Below are 15,462 nucleotides of genomic sequence, written 5' to 3' on the forward strand. Positions count from 1 at the left end.
TAGGAGCACAGGGGATGACGCCCGGCAACAACGGCGCGAGCACGCCCGAGGACGACGACCCGTTCGGCTATCTGTACGCCGACGGGCAGGCCAACGGAGCCCAGCCGCCGTCCGGGGGTTACGGCTACCCGAACTCGGTGAACCGGGTGCGGCCGGTCGGTTCCCGCCAGTACGGCCAGCAGGGGCCCGCCCCGCAGGCACCGCCCCAGCAGGGCGCCTTCGGTCAGCCCAGCGCGCACTACGCCGCGCCCGAGACGCTGCCCGGCGGCGCGACCACGGCCCGCACCCCGCAGCCGTCCCGCGGCGGCCGCGGCGGCGGCCCCAACACCAAGGGTCTGCTCATCGGCGCGATCGCCGTGGTCGCGGCGGTCGTCATCGGCATCGGCGTCGCCATGATCAGCGGTGACGACGACGACAAGGGCGGCAACGAGGCGGGTCCGTCCCCGACGGCCACCCAGGAGACCGGCGAGCCGAGCCCGTCCTCCTCGGAGGAGGAGGACAAGGACAAGGCGAAGCTGCCCGCCATAGACGCGAAGGCGCTCCGCCTCGACGGCGGCGCGACCCTCGCGTCGGAGTTCAAGGGCGCTAAGGCCGACGGCGGCGTCTACGTCACCGGCTTCAACCAGGTCGGTTCGAAGGTCACCTGGACCGTCAACGGCGTCAAGGCCGGCAACTACCGTTTCTACGTGCAGTACGGCATCCCCGGAGAGGACGCCGACGCGACCATCGTGGTCAACGGCAAGCCCGAGAGCCGCCCGCTGAACATGAAGAACTTCGGCAACTCTCCCAAGGGCGACTGGGAGAAGGGCTGGAAAGAGACCTGGGCCAACGTGAACCTCAACGACGGCACCAACACCATCGAGCTGGTCTGCAACGAGGGCAACAAGTGCAACGCGGTCCTCGACCAGCTGTGGCTCGCCCAGCCGGAGTAGCCGAAAGGGCTTCTCACGCCGCCGTGGCCACGCCCGTGACCGTGACCGTCGTCAGGAAGCGGTCGTAGGCCGCGTGGTCGAAGTCGCCGGCTGTGGGGGAGAGGACCGTGGCCGCGGAGAGGGCCGTGGCGCGGATCAGGCGTTCCGGCCAGGGGCGGTGTTCCACCAGGGCGGACAGCAGACCCGCCACGGCCGCGTCGCCCGCGCCCGTGGGGTTGCCGGTCAGCGGGGCCGGCGGGGTCGCGCGCCAGCGGCCCTCCGGAGTCACCGCCAGCAGGCCGTCCGCGCCCAGGGACGCGACCACCGTGCCCGCACCCCGGCGGCGGGCGTCCTGGGTGGCGCGCAACGGCTCGTGGGAGCCGGTGAGTTCGGCCAGTTCCTCGGTGTTGGGCTTCAGCAGGTCCGGCCGGCCCGCCACACCGCGTCGCAGCGCCGCCCCGCTCGTGTCGAGCAGCACCGGGACCCGGGCCGCGCGGGCCGTGCGGACGAGGTTCGCGTAGGCGCCGACGGGGACGCCCGGGGGCAGGCTGCCGCACAGGGCCACCGCCGAGGCGGACACCAGCAGGTCCTCGTAGACCTCCTGGAAGGCGGACCACTCGGCGGGGGTGATGTCCGGGCCGGGCTCGTTCAGATGGGTCGCGGCACCGGTGCGGTCGTCGACGAGGGTCACCGTGCGGCGGGTGGCGGCGGAGACCGGGACCAACGCGTCGGTGAGGTGCGGCACTTCGGCGAGGCGGTCGCGCAGGACGCGGCCCGTGGGACCGCCGGAGAAGCCCGTGACGGTCACCTCGTGGCCGAGCGCGGCCAGTACCCGCGCCACGTTGACGCCCTTGCCGCCGGGGCGTTCCAGAACCTCGGAGACCCGGTGCGAGGCACCTGCCCGCAAGGACGGGACGCGATAGGTGATGTCGAGAGCGGTGTTCAGCGTGACCGTGAGAATCACCGGGCCGACCTCCCCCTCTTGCCTGCCTTCCATGGCCCCGGGGTCACGATCATGCCAAAAGGAAGGCGGTCGGCCCACCCCCGGGACCGGCCGCCGTGGACCGGTCCCGGGGACGGATCAGGCCAGTTGGGGAGCGACCGCCCATTCCCCCTTGCGCATGACGCCCACCAGCTCGAAGGCGTCGTCGAGGACCACGAGGTCGGCGTCCTTGCCGGACTCCAGGGAGCCGATGCGGTCGGACAGGCCGAGCAGGCGCGCCGGGTTGGCGGACACCGCCGCGACGACGTCCTCGACGGGCAGCCCGTCCACCGTCACCGCCCGCTTGAAGGCGCGGTCCAGGGTGAGCGTGGAGCCGGCGATCGAGTTGCCCTCCACCAGCCGGGCCACGCCGTCCGCGACCTCGACCTCCAGCGGGCCGAGCATGTAGCGGCCGTCGCCGAAGCCGGCCGCGTCCATCGCGTCGGTGATGAAGGCGACCCGGTCGCGGCCCGCGTGGTGGAACGCGAACTGCAGCGCGGCCGGGTGGAGATGCGTGCCGTCGTTGATCAGCTCGACGGTGACCCGCTCGTCCTCCAGCAGCGCCGCGATCGGGCCGGGGGTGCGGTGGCCGAGCGGCGGCATCGCGTTGAACAGGTGGGTGGCGACGGTCGCGCCCGCGTCGACGGCGGCCACCGTCTGCTCGTAGGTGGCGTCGGTGTGGCCGACGGCGGCGATCACGCCGTGCTCGACGAGCAGCCGTACGGAGTCCAGGCCGCCGGGGAGTTCGGTCGCGAGCGTCATCATCCGGGCGTGGCCGTGGGCCGCGTCGATCAGCTTGCGCACCTCCGCCGGGTCGGGGTCGCGCAGCAGCGTCTCGTCGTGCGCGCCCTTGCGGCAGGGGGAGATGAACGGCCCCTCGAAGTGGATGCCGGCGATGTCGCCCTGCTGGGCCAGCTCCGCCAGCATCCCCGCGTGCCGGGCGAGGAAGTCCAGGTCGCCGGTGACGGCGGAGGCGACCACGGTGGTGGTGCCGTGGTGCAGATGCGTGCGGACGCCCTGGAGGACGTCCTCGGCGGTGCCGCCGGCGAAGGACACCCCGCCGCCGCCGTGGTTGTGGATGTCGACGAAGCCGGGCACCAGCCAGTGGCCGCGCAGGTCGACCGTCTCGGCCGTCCCCTCCGCGGCGGACGGGCCGGGAGCCGTGGCCGCGATGCGCGTGCCCTCGACGGTCACGCGGGCGTCGTCCACGGTCCCGGTGGGCAGGACCACCCGGGCACCGGTGAGAACCTTGGTGGGGGCCATCAGGTGGTTACCTCCGAGGGGTCAGTGGTCTCGATCGACGGGTCGGTGGCCCCGATCAGGTCCCAGGCGAGAAGACCCGCGCCCAGGCATCCCGCGGTGTCCCCGAGGGCCGCGGGGACCAGGGACGGAAGCTTCTGGAAGGTGACCCGCCGCCGGACGGCCTCCCGCAGCGGTGTGAACAAGGTTTCCCCCGCCTCGGCGAGCCCGCCACCGATGATCAGCGTGCGCGGGTCCAGCAGGGTGAGTGCGGTGACCAGCCCGTCGGCGAGCGCGTCCACCGCCTCCTGCCACACCCGCACGGCCCGCTCGTCGCCCGAGGCAACGGCCTTGGCGCAGTCCGCCGCGTCCGCGCCCGGGACGCCGCTCGCCTCGGCCCACGCCCGGCTCACGGCCGACGCGGACGCGAACCGCTCCAGGCACCCGCGCTGACCGCAGGGGCACTCCGCGCCGCCGGGCCGTACGACGATGTGTCCGATCTCGCCGGCGAAGCCGTGCGCGCCGGCCTCGACCTTGCCGCCGATGCCGATGGCGCCCGCGATACCGGTGCCGAGCGGGACGAAGAGGAAGCGGTCGGTGCCCCGTCCGGCCCCGATGCGGCCCTCGGCGAGACCGCCGGTGCGCACGTCGTGCCCGAGCGCCACGGGGACGCCGAGCCGCTCGGCGAGCAGGGCGCGCAGGGGCACGTCGCGCCAGCCGAGGTTGGCGGCGTAGGCGGCGACGCCCTCCGTCTCGTCGACGATGCCGGGGACGGCGACACCGGCGGCCGAGGCCGGTTCGCCGTGGGCGCGGATGCCATGGGCGCGGAGCTCCGCCGCGAAGTCGAGAATGCCCGCCACGACAGCGTCCGGGCCGCGGTCACGGCCGGTGGGGCGGCGGGCCTGGTGCAGCAGCTCGCCGTCCGCCCCGACCAGGGCGGCCTTCATCCCGGTGCCGCCCACGTCGAGGGCGATGACATGTTTCACGGGGAACAGTGTGACCCCCGGACCCGCGAGAGGTCTAGTCCACTCACGTGGTGTAGACCTTAATCCGATAATCGGAACGTTGATCGGCGCTGGGCGCCGGACCAGGGGAGTGCACGTGCGAGGGCGGGTCAGGACAAGGACGATCGCGGCGGTGTCCGCGCTGGGACTTGCAGCGGTCCTGAGCGGATGCGGGGTCGGCGGGGAGTCCTCCGACGTGACCCTCACGCTGGTCGCCGCCGACTACGGCAACGGCGCGGCCGACAGCTCCGAGAAGTACTGGGCCGACCTGGTCGAGCGGTACGAGTCCGACCACCCTGACGTCGAGATCGACGTCAGCGTGTACTCGTGGAACGACGTCGACCGCAAGGTCAAGGAGATGGTCGACGCCGGGAACCCGCCGGACATGGCGCAGATCGGCGCCTACGCCGACTACGCCTCCCAGGGCCTGCTCCACCGCGCCGGCGACCTGCTCTCCATCCCCGTCCAGGCGGACTTCCTCTCGCAGCTCTCCGGCGCCGGCGAGGTCAACAGCGTGCAGTACGGCATGCCGTTCGCCGCCTCCACGCGGCTGCTGTTCTACAACAAGTCCCTCTTCGCCGAGGCCGGGCTCACCCCGCCCGAGACCTGGGAGGAACTGGTCGAGTGCGCCGAGGCGCTCAAGGCGGACGGGGTGAAGTTCCCGTACGCGCTGCCGCTCGGCCCCGAGGAGGCCCAGGCCGAGACCCTCCAGTGGCTGCTGAGCGGCGACGGCGGCTACACCGACATCGGCGGCACCTACGGCATCGACTCCACGGAGAACGTCGAGACCTTCAGCTGGCTGCGGGACGAACTCGTCGGCAAGGGGCTCACCGGGCCCGTCGCGCCCGGCAAGCTCGACCGGGCGAAGGCGTTCGAGGCGTTCGCCGCCGGGGACGTCGGCATGCTCAACGGGCATCCCTCCCTGATGGAGATGGCGCGGAAGAAGGGCGTGAAGTACGGCATGGTGCCGATCCCCGGCGCCGACGGCGAGACACCGTCCGCGCTGGGCGTCGCGGACTGGATGATGGCGTTCGAGAAGAACGGGCACCGCGACGAGATCGGGGACTTCCTCGACTTCGTCTACAGCGAGGAGAACGTGCTGGACTTCTCCCGCGAGTACGACCTGCTGCCGGTCACCAACTCCGCGTCGCGGGCGATGGCGGCGTCGGGGCAGGACAAGGAACTCAAGCCGTTCCTCGACCAGTTGCCGTTGTCGGAGCAGTACCCGGTGGGCAAGACGTCGTGGGCCGCGGTGAACGCGGAGGTCAAGCAGAAGATCGGCAGGGCCGTGGAACCGGGCGGCAGCCCGGCGGCCGTCCTCGGCGAGCTCCAGGCGGCGGCCGTGCGGGCGGACAGCGCGGGGTAGCCTGCCCGGCATGGGTGAGGCTGAGGATCTGGGACGCCTCGAGCGGGAGGTGCTCGCGCTGGAGCGGCGGGGGGTCGTGTCGCCGGGGGCGAAGGAGCGGGTGATCCGGGAGGAGCTGGGGCTGGTACCGGTGCGGTACTACCAACTCCTCAACGCGCTGCTCGACGATCCGCGGGCGTTGGCCCACGATCCCGTGACGGTGAACCGGCTGCGGCGGGTGCGGGAGGCGCGGCGCGGGGAGCGGTAGGGGTCTCTCGCCCCCGCCGCCCCTTCCCTTCCCGTCCCTGGGGGCTGCGCCCCCAGACCCCCTTTGTCCTCAAACGCCGGACGGGCTGGAAGTAGCCCCTCAGGCGTTTGAGCCCCGGGGCCGGGTACGGGAAGGGGCGGCGGGGGCGAAACCCTTCGTCAGGCGAGCGCGGCCGCCAGCACGCGCAGCAGGCGGACCACCCCCGACGGGCCGTCGACCACCAGGTCGGCCCGCTCCCGCAGTTCCGTGACCTCCTCGCTGCCGCTGCACACCAGCACGCCCGGCGTGCCCGACGCACGGAGCTTGTCCACCGCCGTGAAGGCCGCCAGGTCGCCCAGGTCGTCCCCGGCGTACAGCACCGACCCCGCCCCGATCTCCCGCGCGTACTCCAGCAGCGCGACCCCCTTGTCCATCCCCGGCGGCCGCAGCTCCAGCACCATCCGACCCGGCTCCACGACAAGACCGTGCCGCGTCGCGAGGTCCGCCAGCGGCTCGCGCAGGGACTCGAAGGCGGCCTGCGGGTCGGACGCCCTGCGGGTGTGGACGGCGACCGCCCGCCCCTTCTCCTCGATCCACGTGCCCTGCCACGCCCCCACCCGGTCCAGCAGCCCCGGCAGCTCGGCGCGGGCGGCGGCGACACCGGGATGCGGGGCGGGCGCGGTGACGGTACCGGTGACCGCGTCCCAGCGTTCGGCGCCGTAGTGGCCGAGCACCACCAGGTGCTCGAGACCGGGCACGCCCGCGAAACCGCCGTGGCGGACCGCGACACCCGGCGGGCGGCCGGTGACGACGGCCACCGCCGCGACCTCCGGGGCGAGCGCGGCGAGCGCCGGCACCGCGTCCGGGTGGGCGCGGGCCTGCTCGGGGTCGGGCACGATCGGGGCGAGCGTGCCGTCGAAGTCGAGCCCGATCAGCGCCTTGCCCGGGTGGGCCAGGAGCGCGTCGAGTCCGTCCCGCCCGGCCTGCGTGACCGGCGTCGGCAGCGCTCCGGGGTCCGTGGAATCCGTATGACTGGCCATGTGCCCCAACCTATCCACGCCTGCCGCATGCAACCCCTGCGCGAGGGGCCGTTCCGGTCGGGGCCGGACCTGCCGGACCTGCCGGGCCGCGCCAGGGCAGGCCGGCCGCACGGCGCCGGGGTCCGTGGAATGCCCGCCGGCGGGTCCGCAGGTCAGCGCCCGGTTCCGCCACGCAGCGCCTCCAGCTGGTCCAGGAACCACCGTGCCGGTGGCAGCGCCGTCGCCGCCGCGGCCAGCCGCTTGCTGCGCTCCGTTCGGTCCTCGGGGCGCATGGACAGCGCCTCGTGCAGGGCCTCGGCCGTCTGCACGACGTCGTACGGGTTGACGGTGATCGCGTCCTCGCCCAGCTCCTCGTGGGCGCCGGCCTCGCGGGACAGCACCAGGGCGCAGCCCGCGTCGGAGACCACCGGGACCTCCTTGGCGACCAGGTTCATACCGTCGCGGATGGGGTTGACGAGGGCGACGTCGGCCAGCCGGTACGCGGCCAGGGAGCGGGCGAAGTCGTCCTTGACGTGCAGGACGACCGGCCGCCAGCCGGGCGTGCCGTACCGGTCGTTGATCTCCTCGGCGAGCCGCTGCACCTCGGCCGTGTAGTCGCGGTAGACGGCGAGGTCCTGCCGGGACGGGTAGGCGAAGGCGACGTGCACCACGCGCTCGCGCCACTCGGGCCGGTCGTCCAGCAGCTGCCGGTACGCCAGCAGGCCGCGCACGATGTTCTTGGACAGCTCGGTGCGGTCGACGCGGACGATCGTCCGGCGCCCCTCGCCGATCTCCTCCTTCAGCGCGGTCATCCGCTCGTCGACGTCCGCCTCGTGCGAGCGCGCGCGCAGGAAGTCCGCGTCGGCGCCCAGGCCGTGCACGCCGACCCGGGTGTCGCCGAGCCCGCCGGCGAACCGCTCGCAGCACGCGGTGAACGCGTCCGCCCAGCGGCGGGTGAGGAAGCCGAGCCGGTCGGCGCCGAGCATGCCGCGCAGCACCTGCCGCGCGATGTCGTCGGGCAGCATCGCGAAGTACTCGGGCGGCGCCCACGGCGTGTGCGAGAAGTGCCCGATGCGCAGGTCGGGGCGCAGCTCGCGGAGCATGCCGGGGACCAGGGTCAGGTGGTAGTCCTGCACCAGGACGGCGGCCCCCTCGGCGGCCTCCTCGGCCAGCGCCTCCGCGAACGCGCGGTTGTACGTCTCGTAGGACGCCCACCTGCTGCGGAACTCCGCGTCGAACACCGGCTCCAGCGGCGTCTGGTACAGCATGTGGTGGACGAACCACAGCACCGAGTTCGCGATGCCGTTGTACGCGTCCGCGTGCACGTCCGCCGGGATGTCGAGCATCCGCACGCCGTCCGCCCCGACGCCGCGCCGCACGGCCTCGCGGTCGCCGTCGGACAGTGCCGAGCACACCCACAGGGCGCCCGACTCGGGGCCGATGGCCGAGAGGCCGGAGACCAGTCCCCCGCCGCCCCGCTTGCTCCTCAGCGAACCGTCGTCCGCCACCGCGTACGACACGGGCCCCCGGTTGGAGGCGACCAGCACCTGAGCTGCACCGAAGCTTGAAGCCATACGCCTCAACCTAGCCCGGCCCCCCGGGCCTCAAACGTGCCGGTGCGTCACACCGGCCGGGGGTGGACGAGGTCAGGCCACGCGGCCGCGTCGGGCCGGCCGACAGGCTCAGGCCACCCGGCGTGCCATGTACTCCGCGATGTCCCTCATCGGCGGCCGTTCCTCGGTGTCCACCGAGTACGTGCGGGGCTCGAAGCCGTCCCCGGCGCGCTCGAACTGGGTCAGCGACGGCCGCAGCAGGTGCGCGCGGGCCAGCCGCAGCTGCGCGGTGCGGTAGATCGCGGCGGCCATCCGGCCGAGCGCCTGTCCGTCCTGGTGGCGGTGCTTGCGCACGCCCACGTCCACCTGGGCCAGCGCGTCCAGGCCCACCAGGTGCAGGGCGTCGACCAGCATGCCCAGTTCGACGCCGTACCCGACGGGGAACGGGAGCTGTTCCAGGAGGCTGCGGCGAGCCGCGTACTCGCCGCCCAGCGGCTGCACGAACCCGGCGAGCTGCGGCCAGTGCATGTTGAGCAGCGGGCGGGCCATCAGCTCCGTGACGCGGCCGCCCTGCCCGCCCGCGCCGGTGGTGCTCCCGTCGGCCAGCGTCATCGGCCGGTCGTACATGGCCTTGACGAGCTGGATACCGGGGTCGGTGAGCAGCGGGCCGACGATGCCGGTGACGAAGTCGGAGGAGAAGTCCCGGAGGTCGGCGTCGACGAAGCACACGATGTCGCCGCGCGTGACCAGCAGCGACCGCCAGAGCACCTCGCCCTTGCCGGGAACGGCCGGTATCCGGGGCAGGATCGCGTCCCGGTGCACCACCCGCGCGCCCGCCGCCGCGGCCGCCTCGGCGGTGCGGTCGGTGGAGCCGGAGTCGATCACCACCACCTCGTCGACCAGCGGCACCTGGAGCACCAGGTCGTGCCGGATGACGGAGACGATGTCGCCGACCGTGGCCTCCTCGTCGAGCGCGGGGAGCACCACGCTCACCGACTGCCCCGCGGCCCGTTTCGCCGCCAGGATCCGGTGCAGAGGCCGGTCGGCCACCGACCAGGAGCGCTCGATCAGCCAGCGCTCGACTTCTTCCAGCACGGTCCGGGCTCCTCACTGGCCGGTGATCCATCTCGGGGTTCGGACGGCTCTCTACGCCGTCCGGGCCTTCGGTTACAGTCTTGAACAACGCCGACGGACCCCGCATCTCGGGGTCGCACGGCGCACAACTGAACACCGCTCATCCAGAGGGGCAGAGGGACACGGCCCGATGAAGCCCCGGCAACCCTCCAGTCGGTTCCTGTCACGCGGACGTGGCGAGGCTCCCGGCTAGGGAAGGTGCCAAATCCGTCTCATGGCGAAGTGCGTCGTGAGGAAGATGAGGAGAAAGGGCCTCGCCTCCATGGCTGTGCAGACTGTTGCAAGCACCACCGACACCGCGAACTCCGTAGACCTGGGTCCCGCCGCCGCGCTGTCCTGCCGCGAGTGCGGCCACCGTGTGCCTCTCGGCCCGGTCTTCGCCTGCGAGGAGTGTTTCGGCCCGCTCGAGATCGCCTACGACTTCTCCGGGTACGACACCGAGGAGCTCCGCAAGCGCATCGAGGCGGGCCCCGCGAACATCTGGCGTTACGCGCCGCTGCTGCCCGTCCCCGCGGACGTGGCGACCAAGCCCAACCTGAACCCGGGCTGGACCAAGCTCGTCCAGGCCGACAACCTCGCCCGCGAGCTGGGCGTCACCGGCGGCCTCTACGTCAAGGACGACTCCGGCAACCCCACGCACTCCTTCAAGGACCGGGTCGTCGCCCAGGCCCTGGAGGCCGCGCGCGCCTTCGGCTTCACCACGCTGTCCTGCTCCTCCACCGGCAACCTGGCCGGCGCGGTCGGCGCCGCCGCCGCCCGGGCCGGCTTCCGCTCCTGCGTGTTCATCCCGCACGACCTGGAGCAGGGCAAGATCGTCATGGCCGCCGTCTACGGCGGCGAGCTCGTCGGCATCGAGGGCAACTACGACGACGTGAACCGTTTCTGCTCCGAGCTGATCGGCGACCCGGCCGGCGAGGGCTGGGGCTTCGTCAACGTCAACCTCCGGCCGTACTACGCCGAGGGCTCGAAGACCCTCGCGTACGAGGTCTGCGAACAGCTCGGCTGGCGGCTCCCGGACCAGATCGTCGTCCCGATCGCCTCCGGCTCGCAGCTCACGAAGATCGACAAGGGGCTCCAGGAGCTGATCAGGCTCGGGCTCGTCGAGGACAAGCCGTACAAGATCTTCGGTGCGCAGGCGCAGGGGTGCTCGCCGGTCTCCACGGCGTACAAGGCCGGGCACGACGTCGTCCGCCCGCAGAAGCCGGACACGATCGCCAAGTCGCTGGCGATCGGCAACCCGGCGGACGGGCCGTACGTGCTGGACATCGCGCGTCGCACGGGCGGCGCGGTGGAGGACGTCACGGACGCGCAGGTGGTCGACGCGATCAAGCTGCTGGCGCGGACCGAGGGGATCTTCGCGGAGACCGCGGGCGGGGTCACGGTCGGCGTGACGAAGAAGCTGATCGAGGACGGCGTGCTGGATCCGTCCCTCACCACGGTGGTGTTGAACACCGGCGACGGGCTCAAGACGCTGGACGCTGTGGCGGGGACGGGACTCACGGCGACGATTCGGCCCAGTCTCGAGTCGTTCCGTGAGGCCGGGCTCGTCTGAGAGCCGCTTCGCCGCCGTCCGCGGGCCGGTGAGGGCTGTTCGCGCCCGCGCGGCGGCAGCCGCGAATCCGACACAGCCCCGCGCCCCTGACGTTGTCACCTGACCGGAGGTTCAAAGTGAGCGTTACCGTTCGTATTCCTACCATTCTGCGCACCTACACCGGGGGCAAGGCCGAGGTGGCCGCCGAGGGGGCCACCCTGGGCGAGGTCATCCAGGACCTCGAGAAGAACCACACCGGCATCGCCGCGCGCGTCCTGGACGACCAGGGCAAGCTGCGCCGGTTCGTGAACGTGTACGTCAACGACGACGACGTGCGCTTCGAGCAGGGGCTGGAGACGGCCACCCCGGAGGGCGCCGGCGTCTCGATCATCCCGGCAGTCGCCGGAGGCTGATCATTACCTTCGGTAATGACCGTTACCGAGCGTTTGGGGCATTGCCCCCTCCGTGAGAGATCCGGAGGGGGCAATTCCATGGGATTGAGCGCGGTAGAGTTGGGGAACGCGCTCCCGATCCATTGATCGAGAATCACGAATTCCTGCCGCAGACCCGACTGGATGTAGCCAAAGTGCGGGCTCCTTTCGCGGCTTTTGTCTCCTTTGCCCGGCCCGACTTGCCCTGAATTCTGGCGAATTCTTGCCACATTCCGGACCGGTGGCGTCCAGATTTCTCGTCCGATTGACCTGTTGCAGACGGCAGTTGGACAGATACATTCAGCCGCGGTCGACGCGTTCCGGCGCACGCCCCCAACCGTTGGGGGGTGAGGTCTGACCCGGGTCCGCGAAGTGTGGATCTGTGCAAGGGCCAGTAATAGGGGAGTTAGGCATGGCTCAGGGCACCGTCAAGTGGTTCAACGCGGAGAAGGGGTACGGCTTCATCGCGGTCGACGGTGGTGCGGATGTTTTCGTCCACTACAGCGCGATCCAGATGGACGGCTACCGCACCCTTGAAGAGGGCCAGCGGGTCGAGTTCGAGATCTCGCAGGGTCAGAAGGGCCCGCAGGCCGACATGGTTCGCGTCACCGCCTGAACGCGCTACCAGCAGCACGCGACATCTTCTGCCGGCGACAGGGCCCGCACCCTCCGGGGTGCGGGCCCTTCGTCATGTCCTAGGCGCACGCGCCGCGCGCGCCGTGTTCGCCCGAGGCTGAGCGTGGACGTGAGCCCTTGGCGCCACTGGCTCGCAGGCCCCTCGGGAGCCCCTCGAACTTGCCGCCGCTCCGCGAGCGCGCCTTGCACTCTCGGGGGTCGAGTGCTAATCATTGGCGTTAGCACTCTGAAGGTGAGAGTGACAACGAAGGACCGGGTCGGTGAGGCCCGCCAGGTCACGTGGGGCAAGGAACCACACGGCCGGCGAGCCGTCCGTCGCGGGCGCGGGCGCGGTCCGAAGGAATCACCCCCAGTCCTGGAGGGACCACTTCACATGGCCAAGATCATCGCGTTCGACGAGGAGGCGCGGCGCGGCCTCGAGCGCGGCATGAACCAGCTCGCGGACGCCGTGAAGGTGACGCTCGGCCCCAAGGGCCGCAACGTCGTCCTCGAGAAGAAGTGGGGCGCCCCCACGATCACCAACGATGGTGTCTCCATCGCCAAGGAGATCGAGCTCGAGGACCCGTACGAGAAGATCGGCGCCGAGCTGGTCAAGGAAGTCGCCAAGAAGACGGACGACGTCGCCGGTGACGGTACGACCACGGCGACCGTTCTCGCCCAGGCCCTGGTCAAGGAGGGCCTGCGCAACGTCGCCGCCGGCGCCAACCCGATGGCCCTGAAGCGCGGTATCGAGAAGGCCGTCGAGGCCGTCTCCGCCGCCCTGCTGGAGCAGGCGAAGGATGTCGAGACCAAGGAGCAGATCGCTTCCACGGCCTCCATCTCCGCCGCCGACGTCCAGATCGGTGAGCTCATCGCCGAGGCCATGGACAAGGTCGGCAAGGAAGGCGTCATCACCGTCGAGGAGTCCCAGACCTTCGGTCTGGAGCTGGAGCTCACCGAGGGTATGCGCTTCGACAAGGGCTACATCTCGGCGTACTTCGCCACCGACATGGAGCGTATGGAGGCCGTCCTCGACGACCCGTACATCCTGATCGCCAACTCCAAGATCTCCAACGTCAAGGACCTGCTCCCGCTCCTGGAGAAGGTCATGCAGTCGGGCAAGCCGCTGCTGATCATCGCCGAGGACGTCGAGGGCGAGGCCCTGTCGACCCTGGTCGTCAACAAGATCCGCGGCACCTTCAAGTCCGTCGCCGTCAAGGCCCCGGGCTTCGGCGACCGCCGCAAGGCCATGCTCGGCGACATCGCCATCCTCACGGGCGGCGAGGTCATCTCCGAGGAGGTCGGCCTCAAGCTGGAGAACGCCTCCCTCGACCTGCTGGGCAAGGCCCGCAAGGTGGTCATCACCAAGGACGAGACCACCATCGTGGACGGCGCCGGCTCCGCCGACCAGGTCCAGGGCCGCGTGAACCAGATCCGCGCCGAGATCGAGAACAGCGACTCGGACTACGACCGCGAGAAGCTGCAGGAGCGCCTGGCGAAGCTCGCCGGCGGTGTCGCGGTCATCAAGGCCGGCGCCGCCACCGAGGTGGAGCTCAAGGAGCGCAAGCACCGCATCGAGGACGCCGTGCGCAACGCCAAGGCGGCCGTCGAGGAGGGCATCGTCGCCGGTGGTGGCGTGGCCCTGCTGCAGGCCTCCCAGGTGTTCGAGAAGCTGGAGCTCGAGGGTGACGAGGCGACCGGCGCCAACGCCGTGAAGCTCGCCCTGGAGGCCCCGCTGAAGCAGATCGCCGTCAACGGTGGTCTCGAGGGCGGCGTCGTCGTGGAGAAGGTCCGCAACCTCACGGTCGGCCACGGTCTGAACGCCGCGACCGGCGAGTACGTCGACATGATCGCCGAAGGCATCATCGACCCGGCCAAGGTGACGCGCTCCGCGCTGCAGAACGCCGCGTCGATCGCCGCGCTGTTCCTCACCACCGAGGCCGTCATCGCCGACAAGCCGGAGAAGGCCGCGGCCCCGGCCGGCGGCGGCATGCCGGGCGGTGACATGGACTTCTGAGCCTGACCCGTCAGGCTCGGACCCGTCCGAGGTACGGAGGGCGGCACTCCCCGCACAGGGGGGTGCCGCCCTCCGGCGTGTCCGGGCGCCCCGAAGGTGACGGGTGTCACGGGCACGGGCGGGGAGGCGGCGGGAATGCTCACCGCCACCCGCGGGTTCGACGAGGAGTGCTTTGTATGCACGTACACATACCGTCGAGTATCCGCGAGGAGTTCTCCTTATGACCGTCGCCGCCTCCGAGGCCACCGGACGTGCCGCCGATGTCCTGGCCCGACCGGTCGCCCTGAACGGGCTGACCGTGCCCAACCGCATCGTCATGGCGCCCATGACCCGCCAGTTCTCGCCGGGCGGCGTGCCGGGGGAGGACGTCGCGTCGTACTACGCGCGCCGGGCCGCCGCCGGGGTCGGGCTGATCGTCACCGAGGGCACGTACGTCGACCACCCGTCCGCCGGCGTCAGCGACCGGATCCCCCGGTTCCACGGGGAGGAGCAGCTGGCCGGCTGGGCGAAGGTCGCGGAGGCGGTGCACGCGGCCGGGGGTCGCATCATGCCGCAGCTGTGGCACGTCGGCATGGTCCGCGAGGAGGGCAAGCCGCCCTTCCCGGAGGCGCCGCCGGTCGGCCCGTCGGGGCTGCGCCTGGACGGCACCGAGGGTGGCAGGGAGATGACCCAGGCCGACATCGACGACGTCGTGGCGGCGTTCGCGAAGACGGCCGCCGACGCCGAGCGCATCGGCTTCGACGGCGTGGAGCTGCACGGCGCCCACGGCTACCTCGTCGACCAGTTCCTGTGGGCCGGGACCAACCGCCGTACCGACGCCTACGGCGGTGACCCGGTGGCCCGCACCCGGTTCGCCGTCGAGATCGTGCAGGCGGTGCGTTCGGCCGTGTCTCCCGGCTTTCCGGTGGTCTTCCGCTTCTCGCAGTGGAAGGCCGACCACTACGGCGCCCGGCTCGCCGAGACCCCGCAGGAGCTGGAGGCGGTCCTCGCCCCGCTCGCCACGGCCGGCGTCGACGCCTTCCACGCGTCCACCCGCCGCTACTGGCTCCCCGAGTTCGACGGCTCCGGCCTCAACCTGGCCGGCTGGACCCGCAAGCTGACCGGCCGACCCGCGATCACGGTCGGATCGGTCGGCCTGGACGGCGAGTTCGGCCGCGCCTTCCTCGGCGAGGGCGCCGGGCTGCGGGGCATCGACGACCTTCTCGACCGCCTGGAGCGCGACGAGTTCGACATGGTCGCGGTGGGCCGTGCGGTCCTCCAGGACCCGGAGTGGGCGGCGAAGGTGCTGGCCGGCCGCCTCGACGAGCTGAGCTCCTACGACGCGGCGTCGCTGAAGTCGCTGAGCTGAGCTGAGCTCGGCCGAGTCCGGGCCCGGCGCGGGCCGAGGCGCGGCATCCCCGGTCAGCGGGGTGCCGCGCCTTCGTGCTGCGTACT

14 protein-coding genes and 1 riboswitch are annotated in these 15,462 nt (G+C 71.8%); of the genes, 8 read left to right on the top strand and 6 right to left on the bottom strand.

Annotation, left to right across the window (positions count from 1 at the left end):
- Positions 1-14: 14 nt before the first annotated feature.
- Positions 15-932, top strand: coding sequence for a carbohydrate-binding protein (locus tag ACF1AG_RS23910; RefSeq protein ID WP_359601424.1), 918 nt, complete (start codon positions 15-17; stop codon positions 930-932).
- Positions 933-945: 13 nt separating this feature from the next.
- On the opposite strand, the gene ACF1AG_RS23915 is transcribed toward ACF1AG_RS23910, so the two are convergent.
- The 3 genes from ACF1AG_RS23915 to ACF1AG_RS23925 all read right to left on the bottom strand — a co-directional run bounded on the left by ACF1AG_RS23915 (position 946) and on the right by ACF1AG_RS23925 (position 4,118).
- The gene (locus tag ACF1AG_RS23915) at positions 946-1,875 is read right to left on the bottom strand and encodes a 1-phosphofructokinase family hexose kinase (protein WP_359747346.1); all 930 of its coding nucleotides are present in this window, start codon (positions 1,873-1,875) and stop codon (positions 946-948) included.
- Positions 1,876-1,992: 117 nt separating this feature from the next.
- The gene (gene nagA, locus ACF1AG_RS23920) at positions 1,993-3,156 is read right to left on the bottom strand and encodes an N-acetylglucosamine-6-phosphate deacetylase (RefSeq protein WP_387797773.1); all 1,164 of its coding nucleotides are present in this window, start codon (positions 3,154-3,156) and stop codon (positions 1,993-1,995) included.
- Complete coding sequence (locus ACF1AG_RS23925; protein ID WP_359601422.1) at positions 3,156-4,118, bottom strand: ROK family protein; 963 nt, start codon at positions 4,116-4,118, stop codon at positions 3,156-3,158. Before ACF1AG_RS23925 ends, nagA begins: the two co-directional genes overlap by 1 nt.
- A gap of 151 nt (positions 4,119-4,269) precedes the next feature.
- Here ACF1AG_RS23925 and ACF1AG_RS23930 point away from each other — a divergent pair, with 151 nt between their 5' ends.
- Both ACF1AG_RS23930 and ACF1AG_RS23935 read left to right on the top strand, forming a co-directional pair.
- A complete protein-coding gene (locus tag ACF1AG_RS23930; protein WP_359601421.1) occupies positions 4,270-5,502 on the top strand; it encodes an extracellular solute-binding protein in 1,233 nt (410 codons plus the stop codon).
- 10 nt (positions 5,503-5,512) lie between these two features.
- Positions 5,513-5,749 (top strand): DUF3263 domain-containing protein, encoded by a 237-nt coding sequence (locus ACF1AG_RS23935; protein WP_359601420.1) that lies wholly within the window; start codon positions 5,513-5,515, stop codon positions 5,747-5,749.
- A 158-nt stretch (positions 5,750-5,907) separates the two neighbouring features.
- Here ACF1AG_RS23935 and otsB read toward each other — a convergent pair whose 3' ends face one another.
- From otsB to ACF1AG_RS23950, 3 genes are all read right to left on the bottom strand, one after another.
- The gene (otsB, locus tag ACF1AG_RS23940) at positions 5,908-6,768 is read right to left on the bottom strand and encodes a trehalose-phosphatase (protein WP_359601419.1); all 861 of its coding nucleotides are present in this window, start codon (positions 6,766-6,768) and stop codon (positions 5,908-5,910) included.
- A 152-nt stretch (positions 6,769-6,920) separates the two neighbouring features.
- Entirely contained in the window at positions 6,921-8,321 is a 1,401-nt protein-coding gene (locus tag ACF1AG_RS23945) for a trehalose-6-phosphate synthase (RefSeq protein WP_359601418.1), read from the bottom strand.
- A gap of 108 nt (positions 8,322-8,429) precedes the next feature.
- Positions 8,430-9,395 carry a glucosyl-3-phosphoglycerate synthase gene (locus tag ACF1AG_RS23950; protein ID WP_359601417.1) on the bottom strand — a complete coding sequence of 322 codons (966 nt, stop codon included), beginning with the start codon at positions 9,393-9,395 and terminating at the stop codon, positions 8,430-8,432.
- Positions 9,396-9,531: 136 nt separating this feature from the next.
- A riboswitch (SAM riboswitch) is annotated at positions 9,532-9,679 on the top strand.
- Between the two features lie 17 nt (positions 9,680-9,696).
- Here ACF1AG_RS23950 and thrC point away from each other — a divergent pair.
- From thrC to ACF1AG_RS23975, 5 genes are all read left to right on the top strand, one after another.
- Positions 9,697-10,986 (top strand): threonine synthase, encoded by a 1,290-nt coding sequence (gene thrC, locus ACF1AG_RS23955; protein ID WP_359601416.1) that lies wholly within the window; start codon positions 9,697-9,699, stop codon positions 10,984-10,986.
- A gap of 116 nt (positions 10,987-11,102) precedes the next feature.
- Complete coding sequence (locus ACF1AG_RS23960; RefSeq protein WP_093554022.1) at positions 11,103-11,378, top strand: ubiquitin-like small modifier protein 1; 276 nt, start codon at positions 11,103-11,105, stop codon at positions 11,376-11,378.
- 430 nt (positions 11,379-11,808) lie between these two features.
- Entirely contained in the window at positions 11,809-12,012 is a 204-nt protein-coding gene (locus tag ACF1AG_RS23965; protein ID WP_004986573.1) for a cold-shock protein, read from the top strand.
- Positions 12,013-12,405: 393 nt separating this feature from the next.
- Positions 12,406-14,028, top strand: coding sequence for a chaperonin GroEL (groL, locus tag ACF1AG_RS23970; RefSeq protein ID WP_359601415.1), 1,623 nt, complete (start codon positions 12,406-12,408; stop codon positions 14,026-14,028).
- Positions 14,029-14,248: 220 nt separating this feature from the next.
- Positions 14,249-15,376 carry an NADH:flavin oxidoreductase gene (locus ACF1AG_RS23975; RefSeq protein WP_391810373.1) on the top strand — a complete coding sequence of 376 codons (1,128 nt, stop codon included), beginning with the start codon at positions 14,249-14,251 and terminating at the stop codon, positions 15,374-15,376.
- The last annotated feature ends 86 nt before the right edge of the window (positions 15,377-15,462 follow it).

This window comes from Streptomyces sp. NPDC014764 (assembly GCF_043082785.1).
Taxonomy (GTDB): domain Bacteria; phylum Actinomycetota; class Actinomycetes; order Streptomycetales; family Streptomycetaceae; genus Streptomyces; species Streptomyces althioticus.